We start from the raw sequence: 13,387 nt of genomic DNA, 5'->3' as shown, positions 1-13,387 counted from the left end.
GGCGCCACCCGCCTCGGGGTGGGGGCCCAGGCGGCCTACACCTCCCGCACGCTGAACACTTCGAAGCTCACCTTCGAAGACCAGTTCACCTCGGGCGGCTTTTCGACCCTGCCCTCGCGCGATGCCGCCCGCGGCGGCACCGACCACCACCTGGACCTCAACGTAGGCCTGCAGCTCTCCCACGAGGTGGCCCGCTGGGGCGCCTCCGTCGGCGGGGCCCTGCGCCACGTCAACCGGGCCAGGGAATCGTTCTGGGACGGCGACTACCGCCTGCCGATGACCTACACGGCCCACGGCCAGGTGTTTGCCAAGCTCAAGGGCGGCGACAAGCTGACCGTGCAGGCGCAGTACGTCAACCTGGGCGAGCAGAACTACCTGCAGGGCGGACTGGTGTTTTCCAAGAACATCCACCTGTCGGCAACCGAGACGACGCTGGACGTAGGGGTGCTGGGCCGCGACACGCGGACGGTGATTCCCTACCTGGGGCTGAGCTACGGCCGCACCAAAGGGGCGATCACTTATGATGTGACCACCAACCAGAGCAAGCAGGCCGGCCTCAACCGCCAGTCGCTGGAGGTGACCCTGCAGCATAGCTTCTAACCGAACTACCGGAACCGCATACAAAAGCCCCCCGACGAAAAGGTCGGGGGGCTTTTTCCATTTGATACAGTGCGGGCCGATACAACTGCGGCCGGCTATTTCACGAACAGGTCTTTCTGCAGCTCTCCACCGGGGTTCACGGCATACTTGTCGAAATCGGTCACGCCTTCGGCGCGCAGCACGTCTTCGTCGATGAAGAAGTTGCCCGTGCATTCCCGCGAGGGGCGCGACAGGATGGCGAAGGCGGCGTCGGCCACGATCTCGGGGCGTCGGCTGCGCTGAATGAGGTAATCGCCGCCCAGCAGGTTCTGCACCGCCGCCGTGGCGATCGTGGTATGCGGCCACAGGGCGTTGGCCGCAACACCCGCGGCACGCAGTTCTTCGGCGAGCCCAAGCACCACCATGCTCATGCCGTACTTGCTCAAGGTATAGGCGAGGTGCATCCCGAACCAGCGCGGGTCGAGGTCAAGGGGTGGGGAGAGGTTGAGAATGTGCGGGTTGTCTGCCTTCCTGAGAAAAGGAATGCAGGCCTTCGAAACGAGGAAGGTGCCCCGCACGTTGATACCGTGCATCAGGTCGAAGCGCTTGGCCTCCAGCTGCTCCGTGGGCAGCAGGTTGATGGCGCTGGCATTGTTGATCAGGATGTCGATGCCGCCGAACGTGTCCGCCGTACGCTGCACCGCGGCCTCGATCTGGTCTTCGAAGCGGATGTCGGTCTGCAGGGCAAGGGCCTTCCCGCCGGCCGCCTCGATCTCCGCGGCGGCTGTGTGGATGGTGCCTTCGAGTTTCGGATGCGCCTCCGCGGTTTTGGCCGCAATGGCGATGTTGGCGCCTTCGCGCGCGAGGCGCAGGGCGATGGCCTTACCGATGCCCCGCGAGCCACCGGTAATGAAGACGGTTTTGTTCTGGAACGTCATAAGCTTTGCGTAAAGGAGAAAGGTAGGGAGAGAAAGGGGAAGAAGTGCCGGAACTGCGAAGAGAATAAGAAAAGAAGTGGTTACGGTAAGTGGAGACGCACCATGGACGTCTCTTTCAAAAAAAAACGTCCCGCCATCGGCGGGACGTGTACATGTTTTCTTCGCGAAACGCTTCGCTCCTTGTTGTCTTCCTCCGTCCGCCGGAGTTCTAGCGCAGGCGGAGCGGTAAGGAACCTTGTTTCCATTAAAATCTTAGAAGTCCGGCAGCTTCGGCGCTGTGCCCATCGTATCGTCGATGCGCTTTAAGACCTCCGGCGTAAGCAGGGGCAGCACGTCGAGCGCTTTCAGGTTTTCTTCGAGCTGCTCGCGACGGGTAGCGCCAAGAATGGCCGTGGTAACGTTCGGGTTGGCCAGCGTCCAGGCGATGGACAGGGTGGATTGCTGCACGCCCAGCTCGCCGGCGATGGTGCCGAGCGCTTTCACCTTGCTGAATTTTTCAGTCGCCATCAGCTTGTCGCGCAACCAGTCGAAGCCTTCGAGCGAGAGGCGGCTGCCTTCGGGAATGCCGTCGTTGTATTTGCCTGTGAGCAGGCCCGACGCCAGCGGGCTCCAGATGGTGGTGCCCATGCCTACGGTGCGGAAGATGTCGCGGAATTCTCTTTCTACCTTCTCACGCTCGAGCAGGTTGTATTGCGGTTGTTCCACCGCGGGGCCGATGAGGCGGTAGTCGGCGGCCACGCGGTGCGCTTCCATGATCTCGGCGGCACTCCATTCGGAGGTGCCCCAGTAGAGTACCTTGCCCTGCTGGATAAGCGTGTTCATCGTGTGCACTACTTCGTCGATGGGCACGTGCTTGTCGGGGCGGTGGCAGAAGTAGAGATCCAGGTAATCGGTCTGCAGGCGCTGCAGGGCCTCGTGGCAGGCCTCGGTGAGGTGCTTGCGCGAGAGGCCGCTCTGGTTGGGTTTGTTTTCTTTGCCGCGCCAGCCGAAGAAGGCTTTGGAGGAAACGGTATACGAGGTGCGATCCCAGTTCTTGCCTTTCAGCACGCGGCCCATCAGGCGCTCGCTTTCGCCGTTCGCATATACTTCGGCGTTGTCGAAGAAGTTGACGCCCGCATCGTACGCGAGGCCCATCAGCTCGTCGGCCAGGCGGTCGTCGACCTGCTTGTGAAACGTGACCCAGCTGCCGTAAGACAGCGCGCTCAGCTGCAGGCCGGTTTTTCCCATCCGTCTGTATTCCATAGAAAGGTTCTTAAGTTTTTTAAAATGCTTCGGGTTTGCGGAACAAATTAGGGAAATGCCAGACGGGCGAGGCCCGTCATTGCGCAGCAGCCTGCCCGGCCGATGGCGGGGAAGCAAACTCCTGCGTTACCGCGGAGTGCTTCTGAGTCGAACGACTTTACAATTGAGATTTTTGCATGGTGGGAACAGCTTTCGAGTTGGGGAGTTTGCTTCGCTGCGCTCGCAATAGCGCTTCGCGTCGAATCATTGCGGCAGCACGTCGCCCCCCACCAGCACGGTGCCCACGGGTTGCTTGATGAGGTACCAGGTCATATCCTGGCCGGCCTCGAGGCCTTTGCCGCCGTTGATGCGCTTGTCTTTCTGCACAATGTGCACCATCGAGTCGGTGTAGAACTTCCGGGCGTTCTGGTCCCACCACAGTTCCTGTGTTTTAAGGGTGTCGCCCTTGCGGTTGATGACGCGCACCGAGTCGCGCAGCAGGACGAGGGCGCGGTTCTCCACGTAGCGGGCATAGCGGGCGTCGAGGAAGCTTTCGATCTTGTTGAGCGAATCGTAAAAGTCGACATGCATCGTCCGGGGAAATTCAATCACCACGGAGTCGCCGAGGTGGCGCAGCATCAGCGGTGCCTTGAGAATGGCCTTGAGGCGGCCGGTCTGGCTGAAGAGGCTCCGCACCTCACGCGCTTCTTCTACCTGCTCCACTTTGCCGCTAAAGCGACGGATGTCGCTGTCGCTGTTTTGGCAAGCTGCAAACATCAGGAGACATATAACGGGCAGTAGGACTCGCAAAGTTTATAGTTTATAGTTTGCAGTTTGTAGTTGGCTGTAAATGTCGGTAAAACAGGGGTTGCCTACTAGCGACCTTTGAATTTTAACCCTTTGATGTTCGTGGTATTCAGGTATTCGATCCAGGAACTGAGCATCCGGATAATTTCCTTGCTGTCTGCATACAGTTCGTCAAATTTACCCTGGCTGATATAGCCTACGTCTAAAGCACGGTACAGTTGGGATTTAAGCTCCTCGGCTTCACCTTTGGAATAGCTGAACGAATTGACGGCTTCAAATTGACTGCCACGTCCATATCCTTCGGCTATGTTATCCATTACCGCGCCGCAGCTTCCCCGCATCTGGTCTTTGAGGCGAAAGTCCAGTGAAAGGGGCGGCTCGAACGTAAGGCCATAAATTTTGCGGGCCAGGCAACGGGCCTTTTGCCACACCAGCACATCTTCCAGGTTTTGAATAGTAGGCATAGAAACGATTTTCGCGGATGGCATCGTTTTGTGAAGAGGCCTGACTATAAACTTAAAACTACAAACGATAAACTAATAAAAAAACGCCCCACCGGGGCGTTTTTTCTTAATCGTATTTCCGCTTGATAAACCAGGCGTCGCTGAGCGAAAGCCCGATGGAAAGGCGGAAGGTATTTTCTTTCAGCAGGCTGTTGTTGTTGCCGCGGTTCTGGTATTCGAAGCCGAGGTTCACCAGGGTGGCCTGGTTGCGGGCCTGGCTGTTGAAGTGACCGAGGTTGAAGCCGAAGCCGGCCGAGGCCGACCAGTAGGGCAGCTCGCCGCCCGCCGTGATGTAGTCTTTGCCAACGCCGAAGCCGGCGCGGTAGGCTACGCGGCTGAAGAAGCTTTCGCGCGGGCTCGGTGCGATCTGGGCACCGGCGCGGAACAGCATGTTGTCGGTCACCGCATCGGCCACGCCGAAGAAGCGGTACTCGCTCCACTTGGTATACACCACATCGGCGCCGGCGGTCCAGGAGGCGCCGCCACCGGTGAGGCCGCCCAGCATAAAGCCGCTGGTGAGGGAGCTGGGATATACCACCGTGCCCGAAACGTCCTTGCGGCTCAGTACCGTGTCGGTGAGCGTGCCGCCGGGGTCGAAGGTGAAGGTGCCAATGGTCTGGTTTTGCGTGCCGCCGAGCGACTGGCGCACGTTGCCGGCGACGCCGAGGCGCAGGAACTGCAGCTGGCCGCGCTTGGCGAGGCGTGCAGAGGCGCTGTCGGTGCGGCCGCCGCCCAGCTTGATGTAGTATTGGGCGCCGAAGTTGAAGAAGATCTTGCCGAAGGAGCTGTTGGAGCGGAACAGGCCCTGGTAGAAGGCCACGCTGTCGTTTTCGAAGTAGCGCTCAGAGTTGCTTTCCCGGTTGCCGAAGAGGTAGCCGATGTTGGCGCCGAGGCTCAGCGAACCGATGGAAAATCCGGTGCCGATAGAGGGCAGGTAGGCGCCACCGTTGCCGCTGAACTGGGTGCGGATGGAGTCGCCGTTGGTAAAGCGGCCGGCTTCCACGATGTCGTAGCTGACGCGGCTGATGGGGCGGATGCCGAACACGAGGCCCCAGTTGTGCCGCAGGGGCACGCCCACCTGGATATAGGCCAGGTTGACGTCGGAGGCGGTAAACTTATCGGTGCGGCCGGGCTCGCGCAGCGTGCGCTGGTCGATGTGGACGCCGACGTCGAAGATGGCGCGGCCGGAGCTGAGGCGCTTCTTGTTGCGCACCTGGGCAAAGCCGAGGAGCTGCGAGTAAGACGCCGGGTTGTTGAAGTTGATGTGGTTGAAATCGGCGTCGCCTGCCGAGATGCCGCCCATGCCGCGGTTGCTGATATGGGTAGGCGAAACGAGGTCGCCGAGGCCGTAGCGCGAGTAGGGCGAGTTGCCCTGGGCGAAAGCGGCCGAGGCAGTCAACGCCAGGGCGGAAACGCCCAGCGTGCGGCTCATCGTTCGTTTAGAAAGCAGTATTGACGCGGGAAATCGCATATAAACCTTTAAAGATTAGTTCGGGGTCTGCAAATATCTTGTTTTTTAAATGAGGGGCTAGAATGCCGCCATCACCCCCGGTTAAAAGGGCGTTAAAGTTCCCGAAGCGCGCGCGGTAGCGGTCGATGATGCCGTCGATCTCGGCGGCCATCCCCAGCACCACACCGCTTTGCAGGTTGGTCACGGTATCGTAGCCGATCAGCGGCACATTCCAGTCGCCCTTCGCCATCGGCAGCTTCGCCGTGTATTCATGCATCGCCCGGAAACGCATCTCCATCCCCGGCGAAATGGACCCGCCGATCAGCTCGTGCTGCATGTTGACGAAGTTGTAGGTGATGCACGTTCCGAGCGTGATGGCCAGGTTGTTCTTCCCCGGGAACATATACACGGCAGCGGCAGCCACGGCAAGCCGGTCGGCGCCGACGGTCTCGGGCTTGCCCACGGGAATAGTGAAGTCGAGCTTCGACGCATTGGAAAGCCGGTGAAACCGCGTATGGGCCGCCAGCAATGTTTCCAGCTCGGGGTCGTGGTGGATGACAGAAGAAAGGATGCTATGCGCCGGGCGCCATTGCTCCAGCAGCTCCTGCAGGTGTAAAAGCGTGTCGGGCCGCAGGTAAACCACCTCTTTCAGCTGGTCGTCTTCAAAGACGGCCAGCTTCAGGCGCGTGTTGCCAAAGTCAAGACAGAAGGAAGCCCCCTGTCCCCCCAGGGGGGCACTTACATCAGAACCTGCATTCTTGTTTGTTGTCATGTTCAAAGCAGTCAGCGCCCGGCAAGATACGGCCTAAGGCAATGTGCCGTGGAGAAAGGAAGGAACCACCTACGTGCCCCCTTGGGGGGACAGGGGGCTGAGGCCACCCAGGTTGCGGAAGTGGCCGTTGAGCTGGATCTTTTCCTTCAGCTTTTCCATTTCCGACACGAGGGGCAGCACTTTGCTTATGTGCTGCTTCAGAAATTCGAGGCGCTGCCGCTCGTCGAGGAAATTGAGGAGGCGGTACTCTTCTTCGAGGGTGAGGCCTACGTGGTGGGCGAGGTCGTAGGAGCGGAGGTCGTCGTCTTCTTTCTTGAAATCCTTGCTCACCTTGAGCATCCGGTGCAGCTCGCGCACGGCGGCCACCAGCAGGCGCCGAACCTCGGGTTTGGCATCTTCAAAGGTCTGCGGGTAGTTGACGATGGCGCCGCCGTACAGCTTGTCGGGCACCTCCTCGATGACCTGCAGGATGCGGAACACCTTCTCGCCGCGGGTCTTGATGTCCATCTCGCCGCTCTCGTACAGCTTGCTCCGCTCGGTGATGCGCACGAGGGTGCCGAAGTCCTGCAACTCGTTGTTGATAACGGTGGGAATGCCGAATTCCCGGCCCGACTCGTAGCACTCGGCGATCAGTTGCTTGTAGCGCGGCTCGAAAATGTGCAGGTTCAGCTGCTCATCGGGATACACGACGATGTTCAGGGGGAAGATCGGGATGAAGTTCGTCATAGCTCCTAGCTACAGCAAAAAGGGTGCAGACCCCACCCCGTCCCGGCGCTCCCCGGAGGGGAGGGTGCCTCTGTGGAATAGTTCCTATTGAATCCTGCCAGTCCGATGCGCGATCTGTCGGCACTTCAAATGCCCCTCTCCGTACCGGAGAGGGGCTAGGGGTGAGGTGTGGGTGCGGCCGGACCCTGCTGCCGCCACAGCGCATCATACAACCCCTTATTGGCCAGCAGCTCCTCGTGGGTGCCCTGCTCGGCGATGCGCCCCCGCTCCAGCACGTAGATGCGGCCCGCGTTGCGGATGGTAGACAGGCGGTGGGCGATGGAAATGATCATCTGCTGCCGCGCGGCGGCGATGCCGTTGAGGGTGCCGGTGATGGCTTCCTCGGTGATCGAGTCGAGCGCGGCCGTGGCCTCGTCGAAGATGAGCAGCTGCGGCGCGCGGAGCAAGGCCCGCGCGATGGAGAGACGCTGCTTTTCGCCGCCGGAGAGGCGTGTGCCGCCTTCGCCGAGCACCGTGTCGAGGCCTTTCGGGCCCGATACCAGGTGCGCGGCTTCGGCGCGGCGGAGGGCCGAGTGCATCTCCTCCTCGGTGGCGCCGGCTTTCACAAACAGCAGGTTCTGCCGCACGGTGCCCGCGAACAGCTGCGTGTCCTGCGTGACGAAGCCGATCTGCCGCCGCACGCGGTTGTAGCGGATGGAACCCACGGGCACGCCGTCGAAGAGGATGCTGCCGGCCTGCGGCCGGTAAAGACCCACGAGCAGCTTCACCAGCGTGCTCTTGCCCGAGCCGGAAGGACCCACGAAGGCAATCGATTCACCGCTTTTTACCGAAAAGGAAATGCCGTCGATGGCGTTGTGCTGCGCCGTGCGGTGGCGGAATACCACGTTGCGGAACTCCAGGCTCGTAAACGGACCGATCTCGATGGGATCTTCGGGCCGTATTTCTACGGGCCTGGCCATCAGCGCGTCGAAATTCTGCAGCGACACCTGCGCCTCGCGGTAGGCGAGGATGATGGTGCCCAGGTCCTGTATCGGGATGAAGATGTAGTTCAGGATCAGCTGCATCGAGATGAGCTCGCCGGGACTCAGCGCCTTGCGGAAGATGAGCCACAGCAGGATGAACAGGATCGATTGCTTCAGCAGCAGCAGCGTGGCGCCCTGCAGGAAGCCGAGCGTGCGCACCTGCTTCGTCTTCTGCATCTCGAGGTCGAAGATCTGTTTGGTGAAGGTCTTCAGCCGCCGGATCTCGGGGTACGTAAGTCCGAGGCTCTTCACCAGCTCGATGTTGCGCAGCGACTCGGTGATGTGGCCCGACAGCACCGCGTTCTCCCGGAAGATCCTCCGCTGAACCGTCTTGATGCGCTTGCTCAAAAGCCCCGTCAACCCGCCCAGCAGCAGCACCCCGATAAGGAACACCGGGATGAGCGCCCAGTGCCGCGTGACAGCGTAGTATACGAGGAAGCCCACCCCCACCAGCGTGGAGAACAGCAGGTTGACGGCGGCAGTGAGAAAGGACTCGGTATCGCGCCGCGTTTTCTGTAAAATGGAAAGCGCCTCGCCGCTGCGCTGTTCTTCGTATTCTTCAAAGGAAAGGCGCAGCGTTTGCTTCAGCCCGTCGTCGAACACCGACTGGCCGAAGCGCTGCACCAGCAGGCGCAGCACGTATTCCTGGAACGAGCGGGCGAGGCGGGCGGCCAGCGCCACGCCAACGGCCAGGGCCAGCAGCCCCAGCACACCACGCACAAGCTCCTCTTCATTGCGGCCGCCGGGGTGGAGGGCGTAGCGGTCGAGGATCCAGCCGAACACCACGGGGTCGAGGAAGGTGAGGGCCTGCGCCACGCCGGCGAGGAGCATCGAGAGCAGCACCAGGCGCTTGTAGGGACGGAGGTATTTCCAAAACAGCTTCATGTGTGCAAGGGTAACTGTGAAAATTGGGCCAGCACCGCCCTTATCTTCATAGCATTCTTCACCCCTAATCTTATATGCATGGCTACCGAACAATACCATGAGCCTCCCGGCGAGCTGTCCGCCGAAACCCGAACCTTCGCCCGCATGATCACCTCCCTGATTGAGGAAGCCGAAGCCATCAACTGGTACGAGCAGCGCATCTCGGTGGAAAAAGACCCCGAGGCCAAAGCCATTATGGAGAACGCCCAGCAGGAAGAGTTCAAGCACTTCGGCATGGACCTCGAATTCCTGCTGCGGCGCAAAGACAAGTGGCGCACCACCCTCAAGGAGATCCTCTTCCACGACGGCGACATCGTAAAGCGGGGCGAGAAAGGCGAGGAAAAGGCGGACTGACCCCACCCTTGCCCCCTGTCCCCCAAAGGGGGCACTTAGGGGCACGCGTTTTCTTTTTCCGGAATCTTACTTCAGGCGAAGTGTTATGTACAAAGCCCCGATGCCATAGGCATCGGGGCTCTTCGTTTCCCTCCCCTTCGGGGAGGGTTAGGGTGGGGCCGGGCGGGGGGGCTCAGCGCGCCTTCGCCAGCAGCCCGATCCCGAAATACGGGAACCGCTGGCGCGGGAGGTAGGCGCGGCGGTTTACCGGTACGTTCTGCACCACGCCGTTGATCTCGAGCGCGGTCAGCGCGCCCTTCCGGAAGCGCAGGGTATACCCGGCCAGCAGGTTGGTCAGCTGCGTGTTGTCGAAGTAATCGTACTTGCGCACGTAGAGGTCCTGTCGCCGGTCGTCGAAGACCTGGAGCACCGATGCCTGCAGGTGCACGTTGCCGGCACGCAGCCAGGTTTGCAGGCCGCCGCGCACGAGATCGCGGTCGTCGGGCTCCACGTTGGGGTTTTCGGTGATCAGGGCAAAGGGGCCATTCAGGGCATCGGTAAGCAGGTGGTACCGGTCGCGGTACAGGGACGCCTGCAGGGTCCAGGTAATGGGGCCGCTTTGCACGGGCACGCCCCGTACCGAAAGGCCGAGGCCGCCGCGCCGGGCCGGCGTCCAGCTCGAAATAAAGCCGATGCTGCTCATCGCCCGCGCCTGGATCGACTCCTTCGAATGAATCCATTGTACCGATAGCCCCAGCCGGTCCCCGAAGAAGCCGGCGTGAAGGTAGTGCAGCCAGCTTTTCGCCATCGGCTGGGCGCCGTAGGCTTCGAACGCCGCCGGGTTGGCCTGCGGGTCTTCGTCGAGCAGGCCCGCCGCGGACGTGCTGATGCGGCGCGCGCGGTAGTCGGTGCCGAGCTCGAGGCGGCTCAGGCGCTTGCCGCCCACAAGCGACAAAGCATCGAGGCGCAGGCCGGCCTGCAATGCCCCGGTATCCATGCGGGGGCTTGCGAAATAACTGTTGCCCTTTTGCTGGTCGAAGGTGTAGCTCAATTCCGCCTGCAGGATGTTCCTGTAATCGAAAAACAGCGCCGGCGTCAGCTCCAGGAAGTGCGCCTCGGTTTTCACCCAGCTTTTACGGAAGCCGGTGAGTATCCCGTTGTTATGCGTTTCCTCGTCGATGTCGGCGCTGTGGCTCTCGTCGCGGTAGTGGGCCTGCAGGGCGGCCTCCAGCCGGAAGCTGCGAAGCCGGAGCACGTCGTAGCTGGCGCGGTTCCAGAGGCTCCAGCGCCGCAGGTGCTCGTGCCCGTTGCTGGTGATCCAGTAGTCGATGCTGCTGGCCATGGAATGCAGGGCGTTATCGTCGCTCCGCGACTGCCCGCTCCAGGAAGCCTGGAAGCTGTTGTGAAAGCGGCCGCCGTCGTATTGGAGGCCGGTTTGCACACCGAGGCTGCCGGTGAGCCGGCGTAGCTGCCGTTCCGACACCTGGGTGCCGGTGATGAGGCGCCCGGCGGTATCGGTGCCGGTGACCACGGTGCCGAGCACCGCCACCTGCAGCTGGAGGCCGCGGCCCAGGGTCCAGTGCCCGAAGTTGCTGAGGCGGTAGCGTTCGCGGCCGCTGCCGGCGGCGTCGGTCTGGCTGGCGCTCGATAGGCTTTGCCATTGCGACAGGGTGGGCGTGCCGTAGCGGGTGTAGGCAAACGCGGTGCTGAAGCCGCCCTTCTTTTTAAACTGTTTTCCCAGCACGGCTTCGGCATGCACGAAGGGGGCGCGCTGCCCGCCCAGCGGGGGCGCGTCGTCGCCGCGGAGCGTTTCCTGCTGCGGCAGGCTGAGGCCGCCGTGCAGGAAGATTTCTTTTACCGGTTGCCCGGCGATCGTTGTGATGACGAAGGTGCCGCGCTGTACCGTGCTGCCGCGGAGGAAGCCCGTGCCCTGCGGGTAGAAGGCGATGGAGGCGATCTGCGACAGGTTCAGGCTTTGCGGGTCCAAAAGTAGGGCGCCGTCGATGATAAAGGAGTAGTCCTGCGCGCGGATGCGGTCGGTGGCCACGAAGGGGAAGGCGCCGTTGACGAGGTCCATGAAGTTGCTGGCGGGGATCCGTTCGATGTCGGCGCGCTGCAGGGTGTAGAGCGGGCGGTAGGTGGCGTTTACTTTTTGGGCCAGGGGCGCGCTGCTGTCGGCGGGCGGTTGCGCCTGCAGCGCTGCTGCGGGCAGCAGCGCCAGCAGGAGGGCGGTTGATTTTCTCATGCAGTTCGTGTAAAAAACGAAGATAATGGACCCGGGCAAAGGGGAAAACGGGATAAACGGGGGATGGGTCTGCCGGCCCGGCCCCGGCCGTACCTTCGTGGGCACGCCCAAACAGCCCGCCCATGTTCCTCATCAACCTCACCTACCGCGTTGCACCCGACGAAGTTGACCGCCACCTCGACGCCCACCGCGTCTTCCTCGAGCGCGGCTACGCCGACGGCCACTTTATCTGCTCCGGGCCCAAAGCGCCGCGCACGGGCGGCATCATCCTCGCCCGCGGCGACTACGACAGCATCATGCGCCTGATCGCTGAAGATCCTTTTTACGTACACAGCGTGGCGGAGTACCACCTGCAGGAATTTCAGCCTACGATGTGGGCGAAGGGGTTTGACCTCACCCCCGGCCCCTCTCCGGGGGGAGAGGGGTGACTCTGTGGGAGATTCTTTTCGTCCGACACGGTACTCCATACATAGCCTGTTGGTACATAGCCCCGATGCCTACGGCATCGGGGCTTCTTGTTCCCCGCTCCTTTGGAGCGGGGTTAGGGGTGAGGCCTTGCTCCCCTTCCCTTAGGGAAGAGCCTGTCCCGCCCTTGCGGGAGGCCGGGGGATGGGTCGGGCCGGGACATGGGTCAAGTGAGGCCGGGCGTTTTGCTAAAAACATTGGCCAAAAACTCCGTATTTATACGGTGCCACAGGTCGGAAAAGCTGTTTAAACTTGTAACGGCTCTTTGCAAGGACCCTTTTGGACGGATGACACCCTCCCGGCGGCCGTACGCGGAAGCCGGTTGTCCCGGTTTGGACCCGCACGCCGTGTGGATGCCCTCCGGAACAACCGGTTTGAATCCACACGGCGTGTAACTGCCTGCCGGGACAACCGGAAGCCATCTACACGGCGTGTAAGTGTCATCCGGAACAACCGGGTGGCATCCACACGGCATGTAACCATCCACCGGGACAGCCGGAAGGCAGCATCACAGCGTGTGCATGCCCTCCGGAACAAGCGGACGAGGGTTACACGGCGTGTAACCGCCTTCCGGAACAACCGGCGGCGAGGGAAGAGAGAGCCCGGACCTGTTTTTTTTAACCCACAAATACGATCAACATGCCCAAATCCATGTTCAAGGCGATGTTTCACAATCCCTTCGCCCGCGAGGACTACAGCCTGGTAGACCTCTGTTTGTTTGGAAAAGATGCGGCCACCCGGAGTGTCCGCGAATTCGTCCCCGAAGCGACGGAGGTCCGGACCGCCCTCCATCGTTGCGTGCAGGAAAGCGCCGAAGTGCGCATTGCCCTGGGCGAGCAGGTAAGCGCCACCGGCGACGTCGACGCCTTTATCCTCAACCTGCGCTCCACCATGGAGGGTTGCGTGGACGGGATCTCCCACTTCCTCGGCGGCCGGCAGTCGAAAGGTTTTCTCGCCTTCTTCCCCGATGGCCGCACCGAATTCACCCACCTGGCCAAGAAGGACGCCGACGAAACGATGCGCCGCATCTCGCTGGCGGTGGACCGCTACGGCGCCCAGCTCGACGACCGCATCAAAGCCACGCTGCAGCGCCTGGAGGCCGACTGGACGGCCGTGCGCGGCGAGCAGCTGGAAAAGAAAAGCGAAGTGGGCACCAACCGCAGCGAGCGGCTTACGGCCCGCGAGCAGCTCGTGCTCGCCTTGTGGAAGCTGAGCGCCACCGTACTGCTCCGGTATTTCAACCAGCCCGACAAATGCCTGGAATTCTTCCGGGAGCACCTGCTGAAAGGCGAAGGCGTGGGGCAGCCCAAAGCCGAAGACGGGCAGCCGGGTTGATTTCTTACGATTCGAAAGCCGGCGCCGAAAGGTCGCCGGCTTTTTTTGTTAAGTTCGGCTTGCCGAC

13 protein-coding genes are annotated in these 13,387 nt (G+C 61.6%); 4 read left to right on the top strand and 9 right to left on the bottom strand.

Annotated elements, in window-relative coordinates:
* Positions 1 to 600, top strand: a 600-nt coding sequence (locus tag E0486_RS15150) for a type IX secretion system membrane protein PorP/SprF (protein ID WP_131853217.1), incomplete at its 5' end; no start/stop codon positions are given.
* 95 nt (positions 601 to 695) lie between these two features.
* On the opposite strand, the gene E0486_RS15145 is transcribed toward E0486_RS15150, so the two are convergent.
* The 8 genes from E0486_RS15145 to E0486_RS15110 form a co-directional block, all read right to left on the bottom strand.
* A complete protein-coding gene (locus E0486_RS15145) occupies positions 696 to 1,517 on the bottom strand; it encodes an SDR family oxidoreductase (protein WP_131853289.1) in 822 nt (273 codons plus the stop codon).
* A gap of 252 nt (positions 1,518 to 1,769) precedes the next feature.
* Positions 1,770 to 2,759 (bottom strand): potassium channel beta subunit family protein, encoded by a 990-nt coding sequence (locus E0486_RS15140; RefSeq protein WP_131853287.1) that lies wholly within the window; start codon positions 2,757 to 2,759, stop codon positions 1,770 to 1,772.
* 243 nt (positions 2,760 to 3,002) lie between these two features.
* The gene (gene lptC, locus E0486_RS15135; protein ID WP_131853285.1) at positions 3,003 to 3,515 is read right to left on the bottom strand and encodes an LPS export ABC transporter periplasmic protein LptC; all 513 of its coding nucleotides are present in this window, start codon (positions 3,513 to 3,515) and stop codon (positions 3,003 to 3,005) included.
* A gap of 98 nt (positions 3,516 to 3,613) precedes the next feature.
* Complete coding sequence (locus tag E0486_RS15130; RefSeq protein WP_131853283.1) at positions 3,614 to 4,009, bottom strand: four helix bundle protein; 396 nt, start codon at positions 4,007 to 4,009, stop codon at positions 3,614 to 3,616.
* A 106-nt stretch (positions 4,010 to 4,115) separates the two neighbouring features.
* Entirely contained in the window at positions 4,116 to 5,480 is a 1,365-nt protein-coding gene (locus tag E0486_RS15125) for a hypothetical protein (RefSeq protein ID WP_131853281.1), read from the bottom strand.
* A 7-nt stretch (positions 5,481 to 5,487) separates the two neighbouring features.
* Positions 5,488 to 6,270, bottom strand: coding sequence for a type III pantothenate kinase (locus E0486_RS15120; RefSeq protein WP_131853279.1), 783 nt, complete (start codon positions 6,268 to 6,270; stop codon positions 5,488 to 5,490).
* A gap of 69 nt (positions 6,271 to 6,339) precedes the next feature.
* Positions 6,340 to 6,996, bottom strand: coding sequence for an LON peptidase substrate-binding domain-containing protein (locus E0486_RS15115; RefSeq protein ID WP_131853277.1), 657 nt, complete (start codon positions 6,994 to 6,996; stop codon positions 6,340 to 6,342).
* 155 nt (positions 6,997 to 7,151) lie between these two features.
* A complete protein-coding gene (locus tag E0486_RS15110; protein WP_131853275.1) occupies positions 7,152 to 8,903 on the bottom strand; it encodes an ABC transporter ATP-binding protein in 1,752 nt (583 codons plus the stop codon).
* 78 nt (positions 8,904 to 8,981) lie between these two features.
* Here E0486_RS15110 and E0486_RS15105 point away from each other — a divergent pair, with 78 nt between their 5' ends.
* The gene (locus tag E0486_RS15105; RefSeq protein WP_131853273.1) at positions 8,982 to 9,296 is read left to right on the top strand and encodes a ferritin family protein; all 315 of its coding nucleotides are present in this window, start codon (positions 8,982 to 8,984) and stop codon (positions 9,294 to 9,296) included.
* Between the two features lie 172 nt (positions 9,297 to 9,468).
* Here E0486_RS15105 and E0486_RS15100 read toward each other — a convergent pair whose 3' ends face one another.
* Positions 9,469 to 11,520, bottom strand: a complete 2,052-nt coding sequence (locus E0486_RS15100) for a hypothetical protein (RefSeq protein WP_131853271.1) — start codon at positions 11,518 to 11,520, stop codon at positions 9,469 to 9,471.
* Between the two features lie 122 nt (positions 11,521 to 11,642).
* Between E0486_RS15100 and E0486_RS15095 the strand changes: the two genes are divergently transcribed.
* On the top strand, positions 11,643 to 11,948 hold the full coding sequence (locus E0486_RS15095) for a YciI family protein (RefSeq protein ID WP_131853269.1): 306 nt from the start codon (positions 11,643 to 11,645) through the stop codon (positions 11,946 to 11,948).
* A gap of 676 nt (positions 11,949 to 12,624) precedes the next feature.
* Positions 12,625 to 13,320 (top strand): hypothetical protein, encoded by a 696-nt coding sequence (locus tag E0486_RS15090; RefSeq protein WP_131853267.1) that lies wholly within the window; start codon positions 12,625 to 12,627, stop codon positions 13,318 to 13,320.
* Positions 13,321 to 13,387: the final 67 nt, after the last annotated feature.

The sequence above is a fragment of the Flaviaesturariibacter aridisoli genome (assembly GCF_004343705.1).
Taxonomy (GTDB): Bacteria; Bacteroidota; Bacteroidia; order Chitinophagales; family Chitinophagaceae; genus Flavisolibacter; species Flavisolibacter aridisoli.
The sequence above is the reverse complement of the archived record's forward strand: the minus strand, read 5'-3'. Positions and strand labels throughout refer to the sequence as shown.

Coding starts and splice junctions, on each gene's coding strand:
- E0486_RS15145 (WP_131853289.1), bottom strand. CDS start 1,517: ATGACGTTCCAGAACAAAACCGTCTTCATTACCGGTGGCTCGCGGGGC.
- E0486_RS15140 (WP_131853287.1), bottom strand. CDS start 2,759: ATGGAATACAGACGGATGGGAAAAACCGGCCTGCAGCTGAGCGCGCTG.
- lptC (WP_131853285.1), bottom strand. CDS start 3,515: ATGTTTGCAGCTTGCCAAAACAGCGACAGCGACATCCGTCGCTTTAGC.
- E0486_RS15130 (WP_131853283.1), bottom strand. CDS start 4,009: ATGCCTACTATTCAAAACCTGGAAGATGTGCTGGTGTGGCAAAAGGCC.
- E0486_RS15125 (WP_131853281.1), bottom strand. CDS start 5,480: ATGAGCCGCACGCTGGGCGTTTCCGCCCTGGCGTTGACTGCCTCGGCC.
- E0486_RS15120 (WP_131853279.1), bottom strand. CDS start 6,270: ATGACAACAAACAAGAATGCAGGTTCTGATGTAAGTGCCCCCCTGGGG.
- E0486_RS15115 (WP_131853277.1), bottom strand. CDS start 6,996: ATGACGAACTTCATCCCGATCTTCCCCCTGAACATCGTCGTGTATCCC.
- E0486_RS15110 (WP_131853275.1), bottom strand. CDS start 8,903: ATGAAGCTGTTTTGGAAATACCTCCGTCCCTACAAGCGCCTGGTGCTG.
- E0486_RS15105 (WP_131853273.1), top strand. CDS start 8,982: ATGGCTACCGAACAATACCATGAGCCTCCCGGCGAGCTGTCCGCCGAA.
- E0486_RS15100 (WP_131853271.1), bottom strand. CDS start 11,520: ATGAGAAAATCAACCGCCCTCCTGCTGGCGCTGCTGCCCGCAGCAGCG.
- E0486_RS15095 (WP_131853269.1), top strand. CDS start 11,643: ATGTTCCTCATCAACCTCACCTACCGCGTTGCACCCGACGAAGTTGAC.
- E0486_RS15090 (WP_131853267.1), top strand. CDS start 12,625: ATGCCCAAATCCATGTTCAAGGCGATGTTTCACAATCCCTTCGCCCGC.